This is a genomic window from Actinomycetospora sp. CA-084318, from assembly GCF_050955885.1.
GTDB lineage: Bacteria > Actinomycetota > Actinomycetes > Mycobacteriales > Pseudonocardiaceae > Actinomycetospora.
On record NZ_CP192098.1, the window covers coordinates 1,907,191 to 1,931,759 of the forward strand.

Annotated in this window: 20 protein-coding genes; 9 read left to right on the forward strand and 11 right to left on the reverse strand. The window is 74.9% G+C overall.

Features of this window, described 5'->3' with window-relative positions; all coding sequences use genetic code 11:
• Nucleotides 1–12: 12 nt before the first annotated feature.
• Nucleotides 13–1,881, forward strand: coding sequence for a putative bifunctional diguanylate cyclase/phosphodiesterase (locus ACQPYX_RS09380; protein ID WP_433802630.1), 1,869 nt, complete (start codon nt 13–15; stop codon nt 1,879–1,881).
• Nucleotides 1,882–2,110: 229 nt separating this feature from the next.
• Nucleotides 2,111–4,003 (forward strand): S9 family peptidase, encoded by a 1,893-nt coding sequence (locus ACQPYX_RS09385; RefSeq protein WP_433802631.1) that lies wholly within the window; start codon nt 2,111–2,113, stop codon nt 4,001–4,003.
• A 124-nt stretch (nt 4,004–4,127) separates the two neighbouring features.
• Here ACQPYX_RS09385 and ACQPYX_RS09390 read toward each other — a convergent pair whose 3' ends face one another.
• The 3 genes from ACQPYX_RS09390 to ACQPYX_RS09400 form a co-directional block, all read right to left on the reverse strand.
• Nucleotides 4,128–5,018 carry a type IV toxin-antitoxin system AbiEi family antitoxin domain-containing protein gene (locus ACQPYX_RS09390; RefSeq protein WP_433802632.1) on the reverse strand — a complete coding sequence of 297 codons (891 nt, stop codon included), beginning with the start codon at nt 5,016–5,018 and terminating at the stop codon, nt 4,128–4,130.
• Nucleotides 5,019–5,103: 85 nt separating this feature from the next.
• Nucleotides 5,104–6,675, reverse strand: coding sequence for a LuxR C-terminal-related transcriptional regulator (locus ACQPYX_RS09395; protein WP_433802633.1), 1,572 nt, complete (start codon nt 6,673–6,675; stop codon nt 5,104–5,106).
• On the reverse strand, nt 6,672–8,726 hold the full coding sequence (locus tag ACQPYX_RS09400; protein ID WP_433803700.1) for an Hsp70 family protein: 2,055 nt from the start codon (nt 8,724–8,726) through the stop codon (nt 6,672–6,674). The genes ACQPYX_RS09395 and ACQPYX_RS09400 overlap by 4 nt, the downstream gene beginning before the upstream one ends.
• 327 nt (nt 8,727–9,053) lie before the next feature.
• On the opposite strand from ACQPYX_RS09400, the gene ACQPYX_RS09405 reads away from it, so the two are divergent.
• The 3 genes from ACQPYX_RS09405 to ACQPYX_RS09415 all read left to right on the forward strand — a co-directional run bounded on the left by ACQPYX_RS09405 (nt 9,054) and on the right by ACQPYX_RS09415 (nt 13,512).
• Nucleotides 9,054–9,995 (forward strand): IniB N-terminal domain-containing protein, encoded by a 942-nt coding sequence (locus tag ACQPYX_RS09405; protein ID WP_433802634.1) that lies wholly within the window; start codon nt 9,054–9,056, stop codon nt 9,993–9,995.
• A 140-nt stretch (nt 9,996–10,135) separates the two neighbouring features.
• Complete coding sequence (locus ACQPYX_RS09410; RefSeq protein WP_433802635.1) at nt 10,136–11,947, forward strand: dynamin family protein; 1,812 nt, start codon at nt 10,136–10,138, stop codon at nt 11,945–11,947.
• Nucleotides 11,944–13,512 (forward strand): dynamin family protein, encoded by a 1,569-nt coding sequence (locus ACQPYX_RS09415; protein WP_433802636.1) that lies wholly within the window; start codon nt 11,944–11,946, stop codon nt 13,510–13,512. The genes ACQPYX_RS09410 and ACQPYX_RS09415 overlap by 4 nt, the downstream gene beginning before the upstream one ends.
• Before the next feature lie 25 nt (nt 13,513–13,537).
• Here the strand turns inward: ACQPYX_RS09415 and ACQPYX_RS09420 are convergent, their stop codons facing one another.
• The gene (locus ACQPYX_RS09420; protein WP_433802637.1) at nt 13,538–14,392 is read right to left on the reverse strand and encodes an EamA family transporter; all 855 of its coding nucleotides are present in this window, start codon (nt 14,390–14,392) and stop codon (nt 13,538–13,540) included.
• A gap of 71 nt (nt 14,393–14,463) precedes the next feature.
• Here ACQPYX_RS09420 and ACQPYX_RS09425 point away from each other — a divergent pair, with 71 nt between their 5' ends.
• Entirely contained in the window at nt 14,464–15,306 is an 843-nt protein-coding gene (locus ACQPYX_RS09425; protein ID WP_433802638.1) for a LysR family transcriptional regulator, read from the forward strand.
• Between the two features lie 54 nt (nt 15,307–15,360).
• Nucleotides 15,361–15,939 carry an HAD-IA family hydrolase gene (locus ACQPYX_RS09430; RefSeq protein ID WP_433802639.1) on the forward strand — a complete coding sequence of 193 codons (579 nt, stop codon included), beginning with the start codon at nt 15,361–15,363 and terminating at the stop codon, nt 15,937–15,939.
• Here the strand turns inward: ACQPYX_RS09430 and ACQPYX_RS09435 are convergent.
• Complete coding sequence (locus ACQPYX_RS09435) at nt 15,926–16,852, reverse strand: SDR family oxidoreductase (protein WP_433802640.1); 927 nt, start codon at nt 16,850–16,852, stop codon at nt 15,926–15,928. The genes ACQPYX_RS09430 and ACQPYX_RS09435 overlap by 14 nt on opposite strands.
• Nucleotides 16,853–16,957: 105 nt before the next feature.
• Between ACQPYX_RS09435 and ACQPYX_RS09440 the strand changes: the two genes are divergently transcribed.
• Both ACQPYX_RS09440 and ACQPYX_RS09445 read left to right on the forward strand, forming a co-directional pair.
• Entirely contained in the window at nt 16,958–17,461 is a 504-nt protein-coding gene (locus ACQPYX_RS09440; protein WP_433802641.1) for a putative immunity protein, read from the forward strand.
• Between the two features lie 43 nt (nt 17,462–17,504).
• On the forward strand, nt 17,505–18,158 hold the full coding sequence (locus ACQPYX_RS09445) for a class I SAM-dependent DNA methyltransferase (RefSeq protein WP_433802642.1): 654 nt from the start codon (nt 17,505–17,507) through the stop codon (nt 18,156–18,158).
• On the opposite strand, the gene ACQPYX_RS09450 is transcribed toward ACQPYX_RS09445, so the two are convergent.
• The 6 genes from ACQPYX_RS09450 to ACQPYX_RS09475 form a co-directional block, all read right to left on the reverse strand.
• Nucleotides 18,148–19,425, reverse strand: a complete 1,278-nt coding sequence (locus tag ACQPYX_RS09450) for an MFS transporter (protein WP_433802643.1) — start codon at nt 19,423–19,425, stop codon at nt 18,148–18,150. The genes ACQPYX_RS09445 and ACQPYX_RS09450 overlap by 11 nt on opposite strands.
• 131 nt (nt 19,426–19,556) lie before the next feature.
• Nucleotides 19,557–20,954, reverse strand: a complete 1,398-nt coding sequence (locus ACQPYX_RS09455) for an MmgE/PrpD family protein (RefSeq protein WP_433802644.1) — start codon at nt 20,952–20,954, stop codon at nt 19,557–19,559.
• Nucleotides 20,951–21,763 (reverse strand): cyclase family protein, encoded by an 813-nt coding sequence (locus ACQPYX_RS09460; RefSeq protein ID WP_433802645.1) that lies wholly within the window; start codon nt 21,761–21,763, stop codon nt 20,951–20,953. Before ACQPYX_RS09460 ends, ACQPYX_RS09455 begins: the two co-directional genes overlap by 4 nt.
• Nucleotides 21,763–22,596 (reverse strand): HpcH/HpaI aldolase/citrate lyase family protein, encoded by an 834-nt coding sequence (locus tag ACQPYX_RS09465; RefSeq protein WP_433802646.1) that lies wholly within the window; start codon nt 22,594–22,596, stop codon nt 21,763–21,765. The genes ACQPYX_RS09460 and ACQPYX_RS09465 overlap by 1 nt, the downstream gene beginning before the upstream one ends.
• Nucleotides 22,593–23,774: a CaiB/BaiF CoA transferase family protein gene (locus ACQPYX_RS09470; RefSeq protein WP_433802647.1), complete on the reverse strand. Its 1,182-nt coding sequence runs from the start codon at nt 23,772–23,774 to the stop codon at nt 22,593–22,595. The genes ACQPYX_RS09465 and ACQPYX_RS09470 overlap by 4 nt, the downstream gene beginning before the upstream one ends.
• Nucleotides 23,771–24,559, reverse strand: a complete 789-nt coding sequence (locus ACQPYX_RS09475; protein ID WP_433802648.1) for an IclR family transcriptional regulator — start codon at nt 24,557–24,559, stop codon at nt 23,771–23,773. Before ACQPYX_RS09475 ends, ACQPYX_RS09470 begins: the two co-directional genes overlap by 4 nt.
• Between the last annotated feature and the right edge of the window lie 10 nt (nt 24,560–24,569).

Sequence of the window (24,569 nt, forward strand, 5' to 3'; positions counted from 1 at the left end):
TACGCTCTGTACGTGGAGCAGCCGGATCCCGACCCCGAGCCGACGCTGGACGCGTTGGTCACGGCGGTCGCGACGACCCTCATGGGGGTCGACTCGGCGGGACTGCACCACGCGGCCGAGTCCGTGCTGGCGATGATGGTCCGGCAGCTCGGCGTCGACCAGAGCTTCGTGCGGTTCCACGACGAACGTCGCCGCGCCACCGTGCTGGTCGCGGAGTGGCCGCCGCGCGAGCACGTCCCGGACCCGGACCCCCTGGGCGTCGTCCCGTTCGCGGACGCCGACCCCGTCTTCGCCGAGGCGGAGCATCTCTCCCAGATCATGATCGTCCGCCCGTCGGACTCGGTGGAGTACCAGGAGCGGGTGCGCGAGGGGTCGGGCGCGCCGCCGACCTCGCTCGCCGTCGTCCCGCTGCGCCAGGCCGGGCGGACCACCGGCATCATCGGGTTCCTGCAGTACAGCGACCGCGGCTGGCCGGCCGAGGAACTGCAGGCGCTGTCGACGATCGCGCTCCTCATCGCGCAGATGCAGGGCCGGATGGCCGCCGAGGACCGGCTGCGCCACATCGCCCACCACGACGAGCTGACCGGCCTGCCGAACCGGCGCGCGCTGATGGACCACCTCAAGGGCGTCCTGGCGGCGGGCGGGCCCGGCACCCGCGCGCTGCTGTTCCTCGACGTCGACCGGCTCAAGGCGATGAACGACTTCCTCGGCCACGAGGCCGGGGACCGGTTCATCGTCGAGATCGCCGGGCGGCTGCGCGACGCGGTCGACCCGGCCGACGTCGTCGCGCGGCTGGGCGGGGACGAACTCGTCGTGGCGGTCGACGGCCCCTGCGACGAGACCCGGGCGGTGGCCCTCGCCGAACGCGTGCAGCGGGCGATCTCCCAGCCGATCCAGCTCGGCGGGCAGTCACTGGGACGCACCGTGAGCGTGGGCATCGCCGTGATGGAGCCGGCGGACGTGTCGCTCGCGCAGTGGCTGCGCTCGGCCGACCAGGCCGTGCTGGTGGCCAAGAGCCGCGGCGGCAACAACGTCGTGGTGTTCACCGCCGAGATGGAGAAGCGCGAGCAGGTGCGCGTGGCGGTCGAGATGAACCTGCTGACCGCGATCCGCGACGGCTCCTTGACCGTGGCCTACCAGCCGATCGTCGACCTTCGGACCCGCGTGCCGGTCGGCGTGGAGACCCTCGTGCGGTGGAACCACCCGACGCTCGGGCCGGTCGCGCCGGAACTGTTCGTCGGGGTCGCCGAGGCCACCAACCTGGCCGGCGAGCTGGGGGACTGGGTGCTCGGCGAGGCGTGCCGCCAGTTCGCGGCGTGGCGCGCGGAGCTGCCGGCCGGGGCACTGGACGGGTTCGCCGTGTCGGTGAACATCTCGCCCGTGCAGCTGATCGCGATGGACTTCGTGGCGACGGTGGCCTCGGTGCTCGACCGCAACGGGCTCGACGGCCGGCACCTGATCCTGGAGGTCACCGAGCACGCCGTGGTCAGCGACGACGTCGCGGCCCGGCGGACGCTGCACGGCCTGCGGGCGATGGGGGTCGCGATCGCGATCGACGACTTCGGCACCGGATACAGCTCGCTGGCGCAGCTCAAGGCGTTCCCGGTGAACACGCTCAAGATCGACCGCGGCTTCGTCCAGGACCTCGGGCACAACCCCGACGACCACGCGATCGTCCGCTCGATCATCAAGCTCGCCGAGTCGTTCGGTCTGGACCTCATCGCCGAGGGCGTGGAGAGCGAGGAGGCCGCGGCGACGCTCGTCGAACTCGGCTGCCGGGTGGCCCAGGGGTATCTGTTCTCCCGACCGCAACCGGCCGACGAGGTGCGGGAGGCGCTGCTGCGACGGGCGGGCGACTACTCGCGCGGGGCGACCGGGTAGTCGTCCGTGGCGTCGCCGGCGTCGGGGTCCGGCTCGTCGTCGTCGTGCCAGAGGTCGCCGATCAGGTCGCGTAGGTTCCCCAGGAGCAGACTCATCGCGACCACCTCCGCGTTCGGCGGACACCCGGTTCGTTCCCGGCGTACCCGATGGCCAGGCACGCTAACCGCTCCCGCCGCCGTGGTCCGGACCTGACCGATCCCGAAGCGGTGGGCGGTCTACCGTGCGCGACGTGACACCGGTGACCTCCGACCTCGTCGTGACCGCTGCCGTCCGCCTCGACGCGGTCCTGCCCGACGGGGACGGCGTCGTCTGGGGGGAGGGGCGCGCGTCCGACGGCGGGCGGGTGCAGCTCGTGCGCCGCGCGGCGGACGGGACGGTGCGGGACCTCCTGCCCGAGGGCTCGAACGCCCGCACCGCCGTGCACGAGTACGGCGGCGGTGCTTGGTGGGTCCACGACGGCGTCGTGTTCGCCGTCGACTGGTCCGACCAGCGGCTGCGTCGGATCGCCGACGACGAGGTGACGGTGCTGACGCCGGAGCCCGCGGCCCCGCGCGGCGACCGCTACGCCGACGGCGACGTGGCCGCCGACGGCACCTGGCTGGTCTGCGTCCGCGAGCACCACCCGACGGCGGGCGCCCCGGCGACCGAGGTCGTCAACGAGGTGGTGCGCCTGTCGGCGGTGGCGCCGTCGGAGCCGGAGGTGCTGGTCAGCGGCCCGGACTTCGTCGCCGCACCGCGGCTGTCGCGCGATGGTGGGCAGCTCGCGTGGCTGTCGTGGGACCACCCGTCGATGCCGTGGGACGACGTGGTGCTGACCGTGCGCTCGCTGTCCTCCGGCGCCGACACGGTGGTCGCCGGTGGCGCGGGGGAGTCGGTCTCGGAGCCCGCCTGGCACGACGACGGGTCGCTCACCTTCATCTCCGACCGCACCGGCTGGTGGAACCTCTACCGCTGGTCCTCCCGGGCCGGTGTCGAGCCGCTGGTGGAGCTGGAGGCGGAGATCGGCGAGCCGGGCTGGGCGCTCGGTGGGTCGCGCTACGCCGTGCTCGACGAGGGGTCCGTGGTGTTCGCGCGGTCGTCGGACGGGTTCGACGCGCTGGTGGTGCGGTCGCCCTCGGGTGAGTTGACCGAGCTGGACACGGGGTTCACGGCGGTCCGCTCCGTGCGCGCGGACGGCGACGGCGTCGTCTGCATCGCCGGGAGCCCGACGGCCGAGCCCGGGGTGCACCGGGTCTCCCTGGCCGGCGCGGTGACCACGCTCCGCCCGCCCCGTGACCTCGGGCTCGACCCGACGACGATCTCCGTGCCCGAGCCGCTGACGTTCGCCTCGGTGGCACCGGACGGCAGCGCCCGGGACGCGCACGCGCTGTACTACCCGCCGTCGGGATCGGTCTCCGGCCCGCCGCCGCTGCTCGTCGTGATCCACGGCGGTCCGACCGGCGCCGCGTCCCCGGTGCTCGCCGTGGGCCTGCAGTACTGGACGAGCCACGGGTTCGGCGTCGTCGACGTGAACTACGGCGGGTCGACCGGGTACGGGCGCGCCTACCGCGAGCAGCTCAAGGGCGCGTGGGGACTCGTCGACGTCGCCGACTGCCTCGCGGCGGCCCGCGCCCTGGCGTCGTCGGGCCGGGTGGACCCTGCTCGGCTGGCGATCCGGGGCGGCTCGGCGGGCGGGTTCACGGTGCTCGCTGCCCTGGCCCGACCCGACACCCCGTTCGCCGCGGGCGCCGACCACTTCGGGGTCGCCGACCTCGAGGCGCTCGCCCGGGACACGCACAAGTTCGAGTCGCGCTACCTCGACGGGCTCGTCGGGCCGTACCCGGAGGCCCGCGACGTGTACGTGGAGCGCTCGCCGCTGACGCACGTGGCCGAGTTCTCGACGCCGCTGATCGTGCTGCAGGGCGAGGAGGACGCGATCGTCCCGCCGAACCAGTCGGAGATGATCGTGTCGGCGCTGCGCTCCCGGGGCGTGCCCGTGGCGTATCTGCTCTTCCCCGGGGAGCAGCACGGCTTCCGCGCCGCCGAGAACATCCGGCGCGCCCTGGACGCGGAGCTGGCCTTCTACGCGCGCCTGTTCGGGCTGTCGGTCGAGGTGCCGCCGGTGGAGATCGAGAACCTGTAGGTAGGTCGTGGTCGCCTCCGTCCCGGGGCGGCCAGCGGCCGGTGGCCGACCATGATCATCAGGACGTGGAGGATTCGTGCGCCAGCCGTCCGGATGCTCCACGTCCTGGTGATCTTGGTCCGGCTCAGGGCGCGCAGCGGAGTGCAAGCGTCCGGCGGATCTCGTCGATCACCTTCTCCGGGCGCTGCACGAGGTCACGCCAGGCGACCTCGGCGACGACCCATCCGTCGGCGACCAGGGCGCGGGTGCGCGCCCGACGGTCGATGAACCGCTCCGGATCGGAGTGGAACGCCCAGCCGTCGATCTCCAGGGCGAACTTCGCGCCGACGAACGCGATGTCGATGATCGCCTCGCGCCCGTCGGAGAGCGTGACGGCCAGGTTCACCGCCCACCCGGTGATACCCGCGTCCTTCAGGAGGGCGATCACCATGCGCTCCGCCTTCGACGCCGCACGATCCGCCGCCTGGACCAGGAGCTCATGGGCGGCGCGCGATCCCCGTCGGCCCAGGTGACGCGACTGCGTCGCCCGCAGTTCGTCGAGGGACACGACCTTCTGCTGGAGCGCACGGTCGAGGAAGGCCTGCCCCTCACGACCGAGGGCGACGGCGGCGTCCAGGACGGTCAACGCCTTCGTCGTCACCCACAGATCTCGATGCAGCATCCGGTCACCTCGAAGGTCCCGATGCACCACGGAGAGCCCCGACGGCGCCCGGCGGGAGTCACCCGGTGGGAGCGCGACGACGATCGGGTGCGGGTTGGCCACTCCGAGCCCCAACCACCAGGCTGCCGAGATTCCGATCAGCGCGCCAACGGGGCGGATCCACTCCGCGGCGATCCGCACCCGTGCCGCCGCCGTCCAGGGCCAGGCCGTCACGAAGTAGACCCCGGGTGCACGCCGGACCCACTCGCCGCTCGCGATCTTCCGGGCGATCTGGTCGTCGCTCATCCCGCACTGCTTCGCCTGGGATCGGGTGATGACGCCGTTACGGGAAGCGATGAACTGGTCGGCCTTCACATGGGCTCGGACTCACGCGGACGACGAACGGTTCCATCGACTTCAGGATGATCAGTCGGAAGCTTCGCGACCTCGTACCGGGCGCTCAGCCCGAGAGGGACGCCCGGAGATCGGCGAACAGGTCGGTGCGGGACTCCGAGCCGAGGCGCTGGCGCATGCCGCGGACGTGGTGCTCGACCGTCTTGGCCGTGATGAACAGGCGGTCGCCGATCTCGCGGTAGGTCAGGCCGTCGAGGAGCAGCTCCGCCACCTCACGCTCGCGGTCGGAGAGCACGCCCGGCCGCGGGGACGGGGTCACGGCGGCGGGTGCGGGCGCGGCGGGCTCGGCCGGCGACGACGGCGCGGCCGGAGCGGGGGCCGACTCGACGGGCGCGGCCGGCCCGGCGAGCAGACCACGGGCGAGGTTCAGCATCGCGGCGAGGACGCGCTTGTCGCTGGTGCGCACGGCGGCCTCCTTCGCCAGGCGCGCGCCGTCGTAGGCCAGGCCGGCGTCGGAGAGCGAGCCCGCGACGGCGGTGACCTCGTCGGCGTCGACGTCCCCGGCGAGCACGTGCAGCCAGGTGCGGGCGGCGCGGGAGAGGACGACCGCGAGCGAACCGGCCTGGGCGGCCACGTCGGCGGCGCCCTCGGCGAGGTGGGCGGCGTGGCGCTGGGCGGCGGGCGGGTCGTCGGCGGCGACCGCGGCGAGGAACGCGCACCAGTGCCACGGCGCGGCCCAGAGCACGGGCTCGCCGAGCGCGGCGAGGAGTTCGTCGCCGGCCTGCAGGTGCGGGGCGAGCCAGCCGAGCTGGCCGAGCCGGCCGGCCACGACCGCGAGCTCACCGATCGGGAGGAGCGACCACAGGTCGACCGCGTGCCGCAGCACCGCCTCGCGGGCGCGGGACCACACGGCGAGCAGGCCACGGGTGTCGCCGGCGCGCCGGACCAGGCCGGCCTCGAGCGCCACCGCCACCAGCTCGTCCCGCGCGTGGACCGGCTCCGGACGGGCGTTCGCGGCGTCGAGCCCGGCGCGGGCCGCGAGCAGGTCGCCGCCCGCCATGTCGGCCCAGGCGCGCAGCAGCAGATGCCGGCGGCGGTAGGGCGCACCGCCGAGGTCGGTGGCGAGGGCGCGGTCGACGAGGGTGCGGGCGAGGTCGGGCTCGCCGCGGTGCAGGGCGACCAGGGCGCCGAGGGCGGCCGGCGAGTCGTCGTGGAGCACGGGGGTCGCGCAGCACTCGAGCATGGCGGCCGCACGGGTGAGGTCGGACAGCGCCGAGGCCGACCCGCCGGGCCGCACGCTCGCCCGGATCGCCTTCCCGACGAGGCCGTCGGCGCCGGTCCGGAGGGTGGGCGGCGCGGGACGGCCGGGGTCGGCCGGGGACGCGGGGAGTTCGCGGCCGGTGCCGACGAGGGCGATCGCGGCGGCGGGGGAGACGCCCGTCGGGGCCACGGCGGCGACCCAGGCGTGCAGTTCGGCAGCGTCGGTCAGCATCCCGCGGTGGGCGTGCACCGCGGCGAGGACCCGGGCGGCGCGGACGAGGTCGCGCTCGGGGGCGTCGGTGGCCAGCACCTCGTCGGCGCACCGGGCGGCCTCGACGAGCTCGCCGGTCAGGGCGGCCTGCTCGGCGATGGTGACGAGGTCCGTGGTCATCGGGCGCTCGAGCTCGGGGGCGCTCACGCGGTCTTCGCCGCCGCCGGGTCGGTCACGGCCGGCGGGGTCGTCGTGCTCCCGGGCGCGGGGGTCGGGTCGGGCGACGGCACGGGCGTGGGGTCGGGCTTCGGCTGCGGCGGCGTCTCGGACTTGCCGCTGCCGCCGGGGTTCGTCCCGGTGTTGGTCACGGGAGCCGGGTTGTTCACCACGGGAGCGGGGGCCGGCGCCGGGGCGGCCGCGGGCGGCGGCACGACGGCGGGGGCGACCGGAGCCACGGGCTTCGGCGCGGCGGGTGCCGCCGGAGTGGTGGCGGTCCGGCTCTTCGTGGCGGCCACGGGTGTCGCGTTGCGTTCCTGCTCGCCGCCGCCGAGCGTGTTCGGCGGGAGGGTGCCGGCGTCGCCGACGGAGGGTGCAGGAGCGGCGGGTGCGGCCGGGGCCTGGGTCGCGGCGATGCTGGCCTCGCCGCTCGTGTTCTTCACCATCGGCACGGCGACCGCGACGACCCCGCCGGCCACGAGCACGGCGGCGGCGCCGGCACCGATGGCGATGCGGCGCTTGCGGGTGTCGGGCCTGCTCGGCGGCGCGAGCGGGCCCGGCCAGGGCGCCGGGGAGGCGACCCGGGCGGGCGGCAGCGCGCTCGTGGGCATCGGGGTGCGGCTCGGCAGGCCGGAGCCGAGGGTGTCGGTGACCGGCTCGTCGTCGACCTGCGGGCGCAGGCGCACGGGATGGGTGACCGGGTCCTCCGCGTGCGCCCGCAGCGCCGCGGCGGGCCCGACGAACTCGGTGCGGGGGTCCGCCTCGGCGTGGGCGAGCAGTGCGGCGGCCGGCCCGACGAACTCGGTGCGCGGCTCGGGACGCTCGAAGGGCCCCGAGATCGGGGCACGACCCGGCGTCGGGAAGGGGCCGGAGACGGCGGGGAACGGGCCCGACGGCGGGCGGACGACCCCGGAGGCGGCCGCGGCGGCCCAGGTGGCGCCGCGGGCGACGACGGTGGTGGGGTCCGGGTCGATCGACACCGGGCGGCCCAGCTCGGCGGTCAGCATCCGGGCGACCAGCGGGATGCGGGAGGAGCCGCCGACGAGCAGGACGCCGTCGAGGTCGGCGGGGCGGACGCGGGCGGAGTCGAGGACCTCGCCGAGGACGTCGATCGTCTGGCGCAGGGCCGGGGCGATCATCTCCTCGAACTCGCCGCGGGTGACGCGGACGCGGGTCGTGACGTTCGGGAGGCGGACGTCGACGACGGCCTCGGTGTCGACCGACAGCGCCTCCTTCGCCAGCACGCAGGCGCGGCGCAAGCCGGCGACGGTCCGGACGGTGGCGGGGTCGGCCGGGTCGAGCGCGGCGACCGCGCCGCCGAGCTCGGAGCAGACGTGCCAGAACAGGGCCTCGTCGAAGTCGATGCCGCCGAGGGCCTCGAGACCCTGGCCGCGACCGAGGACGGTCAGGCCGACCGGGGCGACGGGAGAGGCGGGTACGCCGCGGACGACGGCGGCGTCGAAGGTGCCGCCGCCGAGGTCGTAGACGGCGACGGTGCGCCCGACCGGGAGGCGGCCGGCGGCGGCGTGCGCGGAGGCGGCGGCCTCGGGCTCGGTGAGCAGGACGACGTCGTGCAGGCCGACCTCGGCGAGGGCCTCGGTGAAGACCCGGCGGCGGTAGGCGCCCCAGCCGGCGGGGTGGGCCACGGCGAGGCGGCGGGGCTCGCAGCCCTGCTGCCCGGCGACGCGGTCGGCGGTCCAGCGGACCATCTCGGCGGCCACGCCGTCGGCGGAGAAGCCCTCACCGGCGACGACGATCGGGGTGTCGTCGCCCAGGCGGCGCTTGAACTCGCGGACCACGCGCTGCGGCGCGAACGGGGCGCGGGCCTCGGCCTCGCCGCCGACGAGCAGGGACCCGTCGTCGTCGACGAGCAGCACGGAGGGGACCTGGACGGCGCCGCGGTCGAGGCCGACCACGCGCACGTCGAGGGCCGGAGCGAGGTGGACGGCAGCGGCGGTGAACGTGGTCCCCAGGTCGATGCCCAGGTCATAGGCGACGGGGGTACCGCGCCCTGCCGTTCCCGCGTGCCGCGGGTCCACCATCGTCACACCCAGCTCCATCCGCCCCGGCCGCCCGGACGGGGCGGCACCGTGTCGCTGACTCGTGCGCATCATCGACCCGATCCCGAAGACCGTTACACGTTCGTAGCTCGAACGAGTGACCCTGCTCCGTTCGGATGGTTGAGCTGGTTCACGTGCCGTGATCCCGGGGTGCCGACCGGTCGAGGGACCCCGGATCCCCTAGGGGGTCGCCCCGGGAACCCGGCGGGAGCCCCGATGGCCGGCGGGCCCCCGACGACGACTGTTCTCACCACGCCGCTCGGGTCGCCCGGCCCGCAGCGCTCACCACTTCCTCTGGGGGCAGAGACCATGGCCGAGCACAAGACCCTCCTCGAGTTCCTGATGGACCTCCTCAACAACCACGACGCGCTGGCCGAGTTCCGCGACGACCCGCACGCCGCGCTGCAGGCCGCCGGCCTCGGCAACGTCTGCGTCGACGACATCAAGGAGCTCCTCCCCGTCGTCCTCGAGAAGGTCGACGCCGAGAAGTGCGCGCAGTACGAGGACGACTGCGACGAGGACAAGTGCTGGGACTCCGAGCCCAAGCACCACGACGACCACGAGCACCACTGCAAGCCGATCGACTGCGACGACGAGGGTCGCCCGGCTCCGCACTGCTCCGAGATCGACAAGGTCGTCACGCACCTCAACTACGTGACGAACAACTACTCGTACGACTCGCACGACACGATCTACAACACGACCAACGTCACCAAGATCTGGGCCGGCGACGGCTCCGAGGTGAACGTCAACAACGAGACCAACAACATCGGTCACGGTGGCGTGCAGGTCCAGGGCGACTCGAACGCCCCGATCGTGACCGGCGACCACAGCTTCGTGGGCGACGGCAACCAGGTCTCCGGCGACGGCTCGACCACCGCCTTCGGTGCGGGCAACGCCACCTCGCTCGACCACGTCGGCACCGGCGACGGCGGCGTCATCTCCACCGGCTCCGGCACGGTGAACAACTCGAACGCGTTCGGCGAGGGCAACCAGGTCGCGGGCGCCAACGGCGTCAACACCGACTCGCACGACGACAACTCGGTGGACACCAACAACTCCCACCAGGACAACTCGTCCACGGTCGACTCGTCGAACCACCAGCACGACGTGGGCAACACCGACACCGACGCGTCGACGTCGATCCACGACAACGAGCTCAAGATCGCCAGTGACAACGACCTCAGCAGCCACGAGACCGCCAGCCACGGCGGCGAGATCCACCACGACTCGCTGCTGCCGGCTCTCTGAGCCGTCTGAGCTGGGGGCAACACCCACTCCGGGGACGAGCGGCGCGACGGTCGGAGCGCGCCGCGTAACGTCCCCGAGGTGACGACGAGGCCGGGACACGGAACTCCGTGTCCCGGCCTTCGCGTGTGTAGGGAGGCTCGGTGAGCAAGGACCTGGTCGACCTGGTGAAGACCGCGCGCCAGGCAGCGATCGCCTACGGGCGGCCCGACCTGGAGAAGCGGCTCTCCACGGTGGCCGAGAGCGTCGCCGACGACCGCGCCCGGGTGCTGGTCATGGGCGAGTTCAAGGCCGGGAAGACCGAGCTGGTCAACGCCGTGCTCGGCGGCCGCGCCCTGCCGACGCATGCGCACAAGGCCACGACCGTGCCGACCATCTGCGTGTACGGGGCTCAACGCGCCGTGACCCTGGCCCGCGCCGTCGAGGGCAGCCAGGAGCAGCAACAGATCGCCCCCGCCCAGCTCGCCGAGCACGTCACCGAGGCGGGCAACCCGGACAACGCGGCCGGCTGGTCGCACGCCGAGGCGACGCTGCCGGTCGACGTGCTCGAGGGGATGCGGCTCGTCGACACCCCCGGCGCGGGCGGGCTGGCCTCGCCGTCGTCGGTGTCGACGATGGCCGAACTGCCCGGCGCGGACGCGGTACTGCTGGTCTGCGACGCCGGCCGGGAGCTGACCGCCCCCGAGCTCGCCCTGGTGCGCACGGCCGTCGCGGTGTGCCCGACGGTCGCCGTGGTGCTCACGCGCACCGACCTGCACCCGCACTGGCGGCGGATCGCCGACCTCGACCGCGGGCACCTCGACCACGCGCACGAGTCGCTGCGGCGCCTCCCGATCCTGCCCACCTCGGCCGCGCTGGCCCTGCACGACGAGGCCTCCCTGCTCGCCGAGTCGGGTGTCCCGGAGCTGCGGGAGCTGCTGCGCACCGAGGTCGTCGGCGGCCGCCAGGCCCGGCGGACCCGGATGGCCGCGGACGAGGTGCTCGTCGTCTGCGAGCAGCTGTCCGCCCGCTTCCGGGCGGAGCGCGACGCCCTGGCCGACCCCGACCGGGCGCGGCGCATCTCCGACGAGCTGGAACGGTCGAAGGCCCGGGTCGCCGCGCTGCGCGACCGGGCCGCCCGCTGGCAGCAGACCCTCAACGACGGCACGCAGGACCTCGTCTCGGACATCGAGTACGACCTGCGCGACCGGCTGCGCACCGTCACCGCCGACGCCGAGGCGGCCCTCGACGACACCGACCCCGCCAAGACGTGGGAGCAGTTCGCCCCGTGGCTGCACCAGCAGGTGTCGGCGGCGGTGGCCACCAACGTGGTGTGGGCGGAGGAGCGCACGCGGTGGCTCGCGGAGCGGGTCGCCACCCACTTCGCAGAGGACGGCGCCGGGGTGCTCCCGCCGATGGCCTCGCCGGAGGGGCAGTCGATGGCGGCCGACCCGGTGGGCCTGCTGGCCGCGCCGGACCACGAGAAGTTCGGGCTCTCCCAGTCGTTGATGATCGGGATGCGCGGCTCCTACGGTGGCGTCCTGATGATCGGCATGCTCACCACCATCGCGGGGATGGCGCTGCTCAACCCCTTCTCGGTCGGGGCGGGCCTGCTGCTGGGCTCGAAGACGCTGGTCGACGAGCGCAAGCGGGCGCTGCGGCGTCGTCAGGCCGAGGCCAAGCAGGCGGTCCGCCGGCACGTCGACGACGTGATCTTCCAGGCGGGCAAGAACTCCCGCGACATGCTGCGCGAGGTCCAGCGGACCCTGCGCGACCACTTCACGGGCACGGCCGAGCAGCTCGAGCGCTCCCTCAACGCGACGTCGCAGGCGGCGAAGGCGGTGGAGGCCGACGGGGCGAAGCGCCAGGCGCGGCTCGCCGACGTCGAGGCCGAGCTCGAGCGGCTCGACGCGCTGGAGAAGCGGGCGCGGCGGATCCGGGAGAGCGTCGGGACGGCCCGGCTGGTCGGGGCGTGACCCGGCACGTGGACCCCCGGACGACCCCCGGACGGCTGACCGACCAGGCCCGCGCCGTCGTCGGGAACGCGCAGCGGCTGTACGGCGCCGGGCCCGCGGACCCGCCGACCGAGTGGGCACGCGCTGTGCTGCACGACGCTCGGGCCCGGCTCGACGAGCCCCTGCGCGTGGCGCTGGCCGGGACGCTGAAGGCCGGGAAGTCGACGCTGCTCAACGCGCTGGTGGGGGAGCGGGTGGCGGCGACCGACGCGGGGGAGTGCACGCGCCTGGTCACCTGGTACCGCGACGCGCCCTCGCCGACGGTGACGCGGGAGGACGTCGACGGGCGGCGCGGCCCGGTGCCGTTCGCGCAGGATCGGGAGGGGCTGCGGATCGACCTGCGCGGGGTCGACCCGGCGCGGGTCGGGCGGCTCCTCGTCGACTGGCCGTCGCGCGGGCTGGCCGAGACGACGCTCGTCGACACCCCGGGGCTCGACTCGATCCGCGAGACGAACTCGCGGCGCACCCTCGCGTTCGTCACCCCCGACGACCGCCCCTCCGGCGCCGACGCCGTCGTCTACCTGATGCGCCACGCCCACCGCAACGACGTCGGGTTCCTCGAGGCGTTCGCCGACCTCGCCCGCGGCGGTGCGGGCGGGCTCGGCGCGGTGGGCGCGTCCGGCACGGTCGTGGTCCTCTCCCGCGCCGACGAGATCGGCGGCGGGGGACTGGACGCCATCACGACGGCGGGTCGCGTCGCCGACGCGTACCGCACCGACCCGGCGCTGCGGCCGCTGTGCCAGACCGTCGTCGCCGTCGACGGGCTGCTCGCCGAGACCGCGCGGACGCTGCGGCAGGCCGAGTTCACGGCGCTGCGCGCGCTCGCCCGGGCGCCGCGCGCCGAGGTCGACGCGCTGCTCCTCTCGGTCGACCGGTTCTGCGCGGCCGAGCCGCCCGCCGTCGTCGCCGAGGCCCTCGCGTCCGACCCGGACGGCGTGCGGCTGGACGCTCCGACGCGGCGCGCACTGATGGACCGGTTCGGCGTGTACGGCATCCGCACCGCGACCACCGTGCTGCGCCGCGGGGCGCGGACCGGCCGGGGCGTGGTCGACTCGGTGTCGCTGGCCGAGGAGCTGGTGCGCCGGTCCGGGCTGGAGGAGCTGCGCGAGGTGCTCGCCTCCCGGGTCGTCGGGCGGCGCGACGTGCACAAGGCCCGGTCGGCGCTGCTCGCGGTGGAGATGGTGCTCGCGCGGGCGCCGCGTCCCGACTCCGGGCCGCTCGCCGCCGAGCTGGAGCGGGTCCTCTCCGGCGCCCACGAGTTCACCGAGCAGCGCCTGCTCGCCGCGCTGCGCCAGGGACAGGTGACGATGCCCGGCGACACCCAGCCCGAGGCCGAGCGCCTGCTCGGCGGCGACGGACCGGGCGTGGCCGAACGTCTCGGCGGCGCCGACGAGCCCAGGGTCGCGGCGCTCGAGACGCTGGACCGGTGGCGCACGCGGGCGGAGTCGCCGCTGACCTCACGCGCGGCGGCCGAGGTCGCCCGGGCGGTCGTGCGCTCCTGCGAAGGTGTGCTGACGCACCTGTGAGTACTAATCCGTGCTCCAGCACGGATTAGTACTCACGGGCGCGGAGCGCACCTGCCACCGCGCCCAGCACCAGCGCGGCGCCGACCAGCACCACCGGGTGGAACGGCTCGCCCAGCACGAGCACGCCCGCGAGGTAGGCGACCACCGGCACCGCGTACGCGTAGGTCCCGACCACCGACACCGGCGCATGCCGCAGCAGCCAGGTGAACAGCGCGAAGCCGGCGAGCGAGTCGGCCACGAGGAGCACGGCGACGGCCGCCCAGGAGGAGGCGTTCCCGACGACGGACGGGGCCGGCTCGAGCACCAGGCCGGCGGTGAGGACGAGGGCGCCACCGGTGACGAGCTGTACCGCGGTGGCGGCCCCGGGGGCGGGGAGGACGACGCTGCGGGCGGCCACCAGCGTGCCGGTCGCCCACAGCACGCTCGTGCCGAGGACCAGCAGCACCCACGGCGTCCACCCCGGCCCGCCCGCCTCGACCAGGACGATCACGACGACCCCGGCGAGCCCGACGACCAGGCACGCGAGCTCCCGTGCCCCGACCCGCTCGCCGGTCACCACCCGCAGCACCACCAGCCACAGCGGGATCGACGCCGCGAGCAGTGCCGAGGTCGACGCCGGCACGTGCACCACCGCGACGACCGCGAGCCCCTGCGCGCCCAGCAGGCACACACCGACCAGCGTCGCCCGCCGCAGCGCGAGCGGCGCCGTGCGCCGGAGGTCCCGGGCGTGCGCCACCGTGAGGACCACGCCCGCCGTCAGGAAGACCGCGCCGGACGTGGTGAGCGGCGGCAGCGTCCCGACCATGACGCGCATCGCGGGGAACGAGGAGCCCCAGCAGAGCCACAGGGAGACGAGGGCGAGCACGACGCGGGCGGGCATGGCGACAGGAGAAGGCCGCCGGGACGGATGAGTCCAACGACTTCTCCTCCTGACCGGCATGATGTGGACTCATGGATGTCGCCTTGGCCCAGCTCGACGCGGTGCTCGCGCTCGCCGAGCACGGCAGCTTCACCCGGGCGGCCGCGGCGCTGGGCCGGACGCAGTCGGCCGTGAGTCGGTCGGTGGCCACCCTGGAGCGTCGGCTCGGCGTGCCCGTGGCGCACCGCGGGCCGGTCGTCACGCTCACCGCGACCGGCCGGGAGGTCGCCGACCACGCCCGGGCGGTGCGGGGTCACCTCGACGCCGTGGCGGGCCTGGCGCAGCGGGGCGAGCGGGCCGACCTCCGAATGGGCGCGGTCCACTCGGCGACGGTCCGCCTGGTGCCCGCGGTGGTGCGGCGGGTGCCGGGCCGGGTCTGGGTGGTGCAGGGCGACGACGACGAGCTGGCGGCGTGGTTCGCGGCGGGGACCGTCGACCTCGCGGTGTCGACGTGGGGCCCGGAGCACTTCGCCTCCGCCGACGTGCACCTGGAGCGCGAGGACGCGTTCCTCGCCGTGCTCCCGGCGCGGCACCCGCTGGCGGGGCGCGGGCCGGTCGGGCTCCGGACGCTGGTCGAGGCCGGGGTCGCCGACCCGGGCGGCACCTGCGGACCACAGCTGGAGGACGGGTACGTGGCGCACGGCGAGTCGTGGGTGCCGGCGCACGTGGTGCGCGACGTCGGGACGGTGCTCGCCATGGCCGCGGCGGGGATCACCGTCGGCGTGCTGCCCGCCCTGGCGCTGCCGGACCCGTTGCCCGCGGGCGTCGTGGTGCTGCCGCTCGATCCGCCGCTGGGCCGGACCGTGCACGTCCACGTCCGCTCCGTGCCGGGCGCCGCGGACCTGGCCGACCTCATGTGCGCTGCGCGCCCGTGAGTACTTTTCCGTGTTCGGACACGGATTACTACTCACAGGAGCGGAGCTCACCTGGTGATCGTCCTGGACCTCGGCGGTGTCCTCGTGCGCTCGGACGAGGTGATGGCAGCCGTGGCGTCGCGGCTCGGCGTGTCGACCCCCGCGCTCGAGGAGGTCTACTACGGGCCGCGGGAGGCCTTCGACCTCGGCGGCTCCGACCTGGACTACTGGCGTGCCGTGGGCGAGCGGCTCGGCGTGGCCGTCACTCCCGGCGACGCCCGCGAGCTGACCGCGATCGACGCGACCAAGTGGGCGGACCTGTCGTCGGAATCGGCGGCCTTCCTCGCCGCGCTGGCCGGGCAGCGCACCGCCGTGCTGTCGAACGCCCCGGCGCACCTGGCGCGGACCGTGCGGGACGCCGACTGGTCGCGCGGGTTCGAGACGCTGGTGTTCTCGGCCGAGGTCGGGCTGGTCAAGCCCGACCCGGCCGTCTACGCCGCGGCCGACCACGCCTACGGCACGACGCCGGACGAGTGCGTCTTCTTCGACGACCGCCCGCGCAACGTCGAGGCCGCCCGCGTGCACGGCTGGACCGCGCACGTCTGGGAGGGCCCGGACGCTGCGCTCGTGACGCTCGGGCTCAGGACGGGGTGAGCCGCCCGAGGAGCTCCTCGGACACCCGCCACACCCGGAGGGCCTCGGCGTCGTCGCGCAACGGGCGGTAGAGCGCCTGCTCGGCGGGTCCGCCGCCGACGTGCCCGGGGCCGGACGGGCCGTAGAGGTGACCGCCGCGCGCGTCGGGGGAGGTGGCGGCGAGGAGGGCCGGGAGCCCGGCGCTCTCCGCGTTCCCGAGGAGGCCGATCCGGGACAGGGCGCCGATGACGCGCCGACCCCGCGCGGGTTGCGACCGGCCGAGCTCGGGGCGCGCCGCGAGGAGGCTGGTCGGCGCGACGCCGGGGTGCGACAGCAGGCTGGTGATGCCCCAGCCGTTCGCCCGGCTCCGCCGCTCGAGCTCCAGGCCGTACAGCCCGAACGCGATCTTGGACTGGCGGTAGGCGGCCATGCCGTCGTAGGAGCGCTCCCACTGCAGGTCGTCCCAGTGGATCGTGCCGCGCATCGCCGCCACGCTGATCTGGTGCACCACCCGGGCGCTCCCGGCCCGCAGCAGCGGCAGCAGGGTCGCGACGAGCGCGACGTGCCCGAGGTGGTTGGTCCCGAACTGCAGCTCGAAGCCGTCGACGGTGACCTGTCGGTCGGGCGGCGTCATGACGCCGGCGTTGTTGACGAGCAGGTGGATCGGCCGGCCCTCGCGGCGCAGGGTCGCGCCGAGGGCGTCGACGGACGCGAGCGAGGACAGGTCGAGCTCGCGTAGCTCGACGCGGGCGGACGGGGCGGCCTCCCGGATGGTGGCGAGCGCGGCCTCGCCCTTGCGCGGGTTGCGCACGGGCAGCACGACCTCGGCGCCCGCCGCGGCGAGCCGGGTGGCGATGCCGAGGCCGACCCCGTCGCTGCCGCCGGTGACGACGGCGAGGCGGCCGGTGAGGTCGGGGACGGTGATCTCCCGCATGGTGACTCCTTCTCGGTGGGCTGGCACCGAGACTGCTGCGGTCGACCGAGGGCGGCCACGGCCCGCTCATCCACGGATCGGCGATCCACCCCTACGGTCGGACCCGTGGAGCTGACCCTCGACGAACTGCGGTCGGTGGCCGGGTTCGCGGTCGCCTGCGCGCGCACCGTCCTGCCGCTCGTCGAGGAGGTCCTTCCCGACGACGACCGCCCGCGGGCGGCGATCGATGCGGCTGCGGCGTTCGCCGACGGCGGGCCCCGGACGCGGGCGATGCGGGACACGGCGTGGGCGGCCGGACGGGCGGCGCGGGAGGCCGGGAACCCGGTCGCCGAGCAGGCGGCCCGCGCCGCGATGGCCGCCGCCGGGGCCGGCTACCTGCACCCGCTGGCCGATGCCACCCAGGTCCGGCACGTCGTCGGGGCGGGCGCGCACGCGATCCGGGCGCGGGAGCTGCGCGGTGAGGAGGTCGGGGTGGCGGCGGTGGCGGACCTGGCCGACCCCGTCGTCGGGACCGTCCTGCGGCGGTACCCGGCGGCGCCGGACGGTGGGGAACGGGTCGGCGAGCTGGTCCGTGAGCTGGACGCCGCGGTGCGCGCGGTAGGCAGTTGATCATGCCGAGCGCGACGGGGTGACCGGGCTAGGCTCCGACACCGTGCGCCGCCCCGACGACCTCGACGCCGTGCGTGAGTCCTACGACCGGGCGGCCGACGCCTACGTCGAGATGGTGGAGACGACGGGGCTGGGCGACATCCGCACGCACCCCTGGCTGCAGGCGGCCGTCGACGCGTTCGCGGCGTCGGTGGCCGGGCTCGGACCGGTGCTGGACGTCGGGTGCGGGCCCGGGCTGGTCACGGCGTACCTCGCGGAGCGCGGCCTGGACGTGCGGGGCGTGGACCTCTCGCCACGCATGGCCGAGCACGCCCGCCGGCTGCACCCGACCTGCGAGTTCGCGGTGGCGTCGGCGACGGAGCTGGACCTCCCCGACGCGTCCCACGGCGGGCTGCTCGGGTGGTGGTCGCTGTTCAACCTGCCGCGCGACGTGCTGCCGGAGGTCCTCGCGGCGTTCGCCCGGGCGCTGGTCCCGGGCGGTCAGGTGCTGCTCGCGACGCACGTCGGCGACGACGACCTCGAGCGCACCGAGGCCTACGGGGTCCCGGTGCGGTGGACGACCCACCGGTGGCGCCCGGAGCAGCTGGTCGACCTGCTCGACCGGGCGGGGCTGCAGCTCGTCGCCGACCTGCAGCTCCCGCCCGACCCGCCGATCGGTCCGACCGTGGTGCTGTGCGCGCGCCGTCCTAGGTGCTGACCGGCGCGGGGCGCTCCTCGCGGGCCGGCTCCTTCGTCGCGAACAGCATCAGCAGGGCACCGACCAGCGCGAGCACGGACATCGTCACGAACCCGCTGGTGAACGTGCCGGTGCTCTGGACGATGGCACCCATGGCGACCGGCGCGATGACGCCGGAGATCGCGAACGCGGCGTCGGCGAACCCGGCTGCAGTACCCGGCTGACGGGGCTCGGCGTCGATCGAGGCGACCCACCAGATGCCGCCGGTGACGAAGCCGAACCCGACGCCGCAGGAGATGAAGATCAGGGCGACGGTCAGCGTCGGGTCGAGGAACACGGGGATCAGCGAGGCGCCGGAGCACAGCAGCGCGACGCCCATGATCGTGTAGCGGCTCCGCACGCTCTGCGTGCGCCGGTAGACCCGGTCGACGAGGAACCCGCCGACGAGGGCGCCGACGACGCCCGCGGCCCACGGGGCGATCGAGAAGGCACCGACCGCCTTGAGCGAGAGCCCGAACGAGGTGGAGAGGAACTGCGGCAGCCAGTACATGAAGCCCCAGAACATGAAGCCCCAGGAGAAGTAGCCGATCGCGCAGATCCACAGGTTGCGGTTGCGGAAGATCGCGCCCCAGTCGGTGCGCCCGGGCGACTCGTGCTCCACCTCGGCCTCGCGCCCGGCGAGGATGAGCGCCCGCTCGGCCTCGTTGACCTGCGGGGCGTCCTCCGGGGTGCTGCGCAGCAGGCCGGCCGCGACGACGATCCACAGCAGGCCCAGCCCGCCGATCACCCAGAACATGCCGCGCCAGCCGACGGCGCCGATGAGCTGCGTGAGCAGGGGGCCGGCGATGAGCAGGCTGCCCGAGACCGCCACCCCGCCGATCAGGGCGAGGGCGAAGCCGCGCTCGGCGGCGGGCAGCCAGCGCCCCGCCGTCCGGGTCGCGGCGGGGAACGCCGGGGCCTCGGCCGCGCCGAGCACGATGCGGATGAGCAGCAGCCCGACGAACCCGCCGGCGAGCGGGATCAGCGCCGTGGTCAGCGAGAAGAGGGCGACCGCGGTGATGAGCACCTTGCGCGGCCCGAACCGGTCGACCAGCGGGCCGGAGAGGAACGCGAAGACGGCGTAGCCGATCGAGAACACGCTCGAGACCACGCCGTACTGCGTGTCGGTGATCCCGAACTCGGTCTTGAACGGCGTCACCGCGTAGGAGATCGCACTGCGGTCGATGTAGTTGATGACGACGAGGGCGACGATCAGCGCGATCGTGACCCAGCGGAAGCGGGTGGGCATCGGTCCTCACCTGTTCGGAAGGATTTGTCGTTCCGTTGGAAGGAACGAAAGCCGAATGGCGTCGACGTGAAGAATGGCTGCCGGAACGAGATCGGGTCAAGAGGCCTGGTGAGACCGGTAACCGCGAATTGTCAATCGTTCCGCTGATAGGAACGAAGAGCGCGCGACAGATCGCGTGGGGTGAGGTCGCCGCGCAGTTCCCACACCCGGTCGGCGAGTTCGGGCGCCCCCCCGTTCATCGCGAACTTGGTCCGGTGCTCGTCGGCGGACAGCGGCCGGGCGGGCCCGCCCCGGTTGTCGCGCACGCGCTCGGTGAGCGTCTCGCCGGAGCGCAGGTGGGCGGTGAGGACGGCGGGGAAGGCGCGGGGGAACCCGGCCGTGGCCTCGTCGTCGGGAACGCACTCCACCCGGGCGGCCACCGCGAGCCGGGCCGGGTCGGCCGCCGCGGCGTCGGTGAAGTCGGCGTGCGAGACGCCGAGCCCACCGCGCTCGCCGGTCAGGGCGGCCGCGACGGTGTACGGGCCGGAGAACGCCGCGTGATAGCCCGACCGCGGGTGCGCCTTCTCCTCCGGCGGCTCCGCGATCGTGCGCATCACCGGACCCGGGATGCCCAGGACGAGGCGCTCGACGTCGTCGGGACGGACCCCGCGGTCGCGCAGGGCGAGCGCGGCGTCGATCCCGGCGTGCGTGAAGTGGTTGCAGGGGTAGGGCTTGTAGAACACGCGCAGGGTCTCCCAGCGCTCGCCCAGCCCCTCGGTGACCTCCTCGATCCGCACCCGGTCGCCGCAGAAGGCCTGCAGGAACCCGAAGCGGCCCTCGAGCACGGTCGGCGGCCCGGTGAGGCCGTGACGGGCGAGGTCGGCGGCCGCGACCCCGGCGTGTGCCGCCCAGCCGCAGTGCACCCGCTTGACGGTGCCGCCGGTCCGGTTCGCCTCGATGACGCCGGCGCCCATCGAGGCGGCGATGCCGATCGTCGAGGTGAGCTGCTCGGCGTCCAACCCCCGCAGCATCCCGGCCGCGAGCGCCGCGCCGACCGCGCCGCAGATCGCGGTCGCGTGCTGGCCGTACTCGAAGAACACCGAGTTGCCGAGATCCTCGTCGTACCCGGCCATGCCGAGCCGGCAGGTCAGCTCCACCCCGACGGCGGCGGCGTCGAGGAACGCCGGCCCGCTCGCCCCGACCGCCTCGGCCACCGCGAACGCCGCGGGCAGCACGGCCGCGGAGGGGTGCAGCACCGACGGCAGGTGGGTGTCGTCGAAGTCGAGGGAGTGCGCGAGTGTGCCGTTGACCAGGGCGGCCGACGGGGCGGGCAGCGACGAGCCGTCGGCGAACGAGGTCGCCGCCCCGGTCCCTCCCCACTCGTCGACGACCGCCGAGACGATCCGTCCCGGCTCCTCGGCACGGGCGCCCAGGCAGTTGCCGAGCAGGTCGACGGTGCGGGCGGCGAGGTCGTCGCGGAGCTCGTCGGGCAGGCCCTCGTGGGCGACCTTCGCGGCGAGGTCGGCGACCTGCTGGGCGGGGGTCCTCACGCCACCACCGCCACGGGGCGCACCGGCGATCCGGTGCCTCCGACGATGCGCAGCGGCGCCATGACGAACAGGAACTCGGTGAGGCCGGCGTCGTGCGCGTCCTCGAGCGCGAGGTGCTCGATGATGTGGATGCCGTGCTCCACGAGCAGGATCCGGTGCACCGGCAGCACCCGGTGGCCGGCGCCGGGCGGGATGCACTCGAAGGCCGTGGTGTCGCCGCCGGCCGCGACCACGCCGCGCTCGGCGAGCCAGCGGGCGCCGCTCTCGTCGACGCCCGGCACGCCGTCGGCCTGCCCGAGGTAGGTCGCCGCGTCGCCGAAGTGGCGGGCCCAGCCGGTGCGCACGAGGGCGACGTCGCCCGCCCGCGGCTCCGGACCGGCGGCGGCCAGGTCGTCGGCCGTCACGGCCTCGCCCGGGGCGAGCGAGTCCACGCCGCGGGCGGCCGCGACGTCGAGCAGGACGCCGCGGGTGATCATCGGCGGGATCGTCTCGGCGCCGTGCTCGCGGTGCACGCCGCCGACCTGGGCCTCCATCGCGTCGACCCCGCCGTGCAGGCAGCCCTCGTGGCTGACGTGGGACAGGGCGTCGACGTGGGTCCCGACGTGGCCGCCGGTCACGATCATCTCGTTGGAGGCGGACCCGCCGTCGGGCCGGACCATGTCGCCGTGGCGGCGGATGAGCGTCATCCGGAAGCCGGGGTGGTTCGGCGAGCACGGCATGCCGGTGAACAGCGGCTGGCCGAGCTCGACGGTGCGGACGCCGCCGCCGATCGCGTCGAGCAGGGCGCGGGTCGAGGTCGCGGTGGTCATCACGTCTCCTGGTTCTGCGCGAGCAGGGCCCGCGCCCCGGCGACGACGGCGGGGTCGACGAAGCGGCCGTCGGCGTCGAGGAACGCGGTCTCGGTCGAGTCCTCCAGCGAGGCGAGCAGCGCCCGGGCGCGGGCGAGCTCGTCGGGGGAGGGGGTGAAGGCGCGGTGCACCACCGGGATCTGGCGGGGGTGGATCACCGAGCGGCCGTGGAAACCGCGTTCGCGGGCGGCGGCGGAGTCGGCGGCGAGGCCGGTCAGGTCGGCGACGTCGGTCCACACCGGCGCGACCGGGCTGGCCAGGCCCGCGGCGCGACTCGCGACGACGACCCGCTGCCGCGCCCACTCCAGCGCGGTGCGGTCGCGCACGCGCAGGTCGGCGGCGAGGTCGGCCTCGCCGAGGGAGAGCCCGACGACGAGCTCGTGCGCGCTCGCGAGCTCGAAGGCCCGCTCCACGCCGAGCGCCGACTCCAGCAGCAGGTGCAGTGGCCGGTCCAGCGCCTGGGCGACGTCCCGCACGACGACGGGATCGGTCGCCTTCGGCATGCGGACCCCGTCGACGGGCAGCCCGGCGAGCGCCTCGAGGTCGAGCCGACCGGCCTCCCTATCGGCGTGCTCGGTTGCTCTGTCGGGAAACGGATTGATCCGCACCCAGAGCGGCTTCTCGGTGCGCAGGATCCCGACCGTCTCCCGGGCGGCCTGCTTCGCGCCGACCGGCACGGCGTCCTCGAGGTCGACGACGACCGCCTCGGCGTCGCCGGCGAGGGCCTTCGCGACGAGGTCGGGCCGGTGGCCGGGCACGTAGAGCCAGCTCCGGGCGACCCCGAACGCGCTCACACCGCCCCCGCGGCGCGCAGCTGCTCGAGCCGCTGCGCGTCGATCCCGAGCTCGCCGAGGACCTCGGCGGTGTGCCGGCCCAGGGGCGGTCCCGCGGTGCGCACGGCGCCCGGGGTCTCGGAGAGCCGGAACGGGACGTTCTGGAAGCGGATCGGGCCGAGCTCGTCGTCGTCGACGGTGACGACGCTGCCGAGCGCGTCGTACTGCGGGTCGGCGAGCACGTCGGCCGCGGTGTAGATCGGGGCGACGGCCGCCTCGGCCTTCTCGAACGCGGCGACCACCTCGTCGCGGTCGCGGGCGGCCATCCAGGCCCCGACCGCCTCGTCGAGCTCGTCGGCGTGCTGGGCGCGCGACCACCCGGCGGCGAACCACGGCTCGTCGATCAGCTCCGGGCGCCCGACCAGCCGCATGACGCGTTCGGCGATCGACTGCGCGCTCGTGGACACGGCGACCCAGCGGCCGTCGGCGCACTGGTAGGTGTTCCGCGGCGCGTTGTTCGAGGAGCGGTTGCCGTGCCGGGGCTGCAGCTCGCCGAGCTGGTCGTAGGCGATGAGCTGCGGGCCGAGCACCGTGAGCAGGGGCTCGATGATGGCCATGTCGACGTCCTGGCCGCGCCCGGTCTGCTCGCGGGCCCGCAGCGCCGTCATGATCGCGAAGGCGGTGGTCAGCGCGGTGACGCCGTCGGCGAGCCCGAACGGAGGCAGGGTGGGCGGGCCGTCGGGTTCGCCGGTGATCGCGGCGAACCCGCTCATGGCCTCGGCGAGCGTGCCGAAGCCGGGGCGCGACGCGTACGGGCCGAACTGGCCGAAGCCGGTGACCCGCGCGAGGACGAGCCCGGGGTTGCGCTCGCGCAGCACGTCGGGGCCGAGCCCCCAGCGCTCCAGGGTGCCGGGGCGGAAGTTCTCGATGATCACGTCGGCGTCCGCGGCGAGCTCCCGGAACACGTCCTGGCCCTCCGGCGTGGAGAGCACGAGCGTGATCGAGCGCTTGTTGCGGCCGAGCATCTTCCACCACAGGCCGACGCCGTCCTTCGCGGCGCCGTGGGTGCGGCTCGGGTCGCCGCGCGGGTGCTCGACCTTGATCACGTCGGCGCCGTGGTCGCCGAGCAGGGTGGCGGCGAGCGGACCGGCGAACAGGGTCGCGACGTCGAGGACCTTGAGTCCGGCGAGGGCGGTCATGCGGTCCTTTCCGGGCGCCGCGGGGCGGCGCCGAGACGGTGGGAGATGCGGTCGGCCACGGCGACGACGCGCGGTGCGATCGCGGTGACGAACTCGTCGGTGACGCGGTAGCGGGGCCCGCACACCGAGATGGCGCCGAGCACGTCGCCGGACACCCCGAACACCGGGGCGGCGACCGATCCGGCGTCGGCCTGGCGCTCGCCCATCGAGGCCGCGTAGCCCGCGGCGACGATGCGGTCGAGCTCGGCGCGCAGGACGTCGGGGTCGACGACGGTGCCGGGGGTGAGGGCCTCCAGCGGCTCGGCGAGGACCTCCTCGCGGCCCTCGGCGTCGAGGAACGCGAGCATGCACTTGCCCGAGCTGCCGGCGTGCAGGGGGAACCGTCGGCCCAGTTCGACGGTCATCTTGATCTCGTGGGTGCCGACGACCTGGTCCAGGTAGACCCGGCCGTGCGGCACCGGCGTGGAGAGCGTGGCGGTCTCGCGTGTCTCGTCGCGCAGTTCGCGGAGCAGGGGGAGTGCGGCCTGGCGCAGGTCGGACTCGCGCAGCGCCCGCGCCCCGATCGCGGCGGCGGCCGGACCGAGCCGGTACTCCCGGCTCACCGGGTCCAGCGCGACCATCCCGCGCCCGGCCAGCGAGGTGAGGATGCGGTGCACGACCGCCTTCGACAGCCCCAGCTCCCGGGCGATGTGCGAGACCCCCTGGGTCGACGGGCCGTCGACGAACAGCAGCAGCACGTCCGCCACCCGGGCCGTCGCCTCGGTCCCGCCGGTCTGTTCGGGCACCGCCACCTCC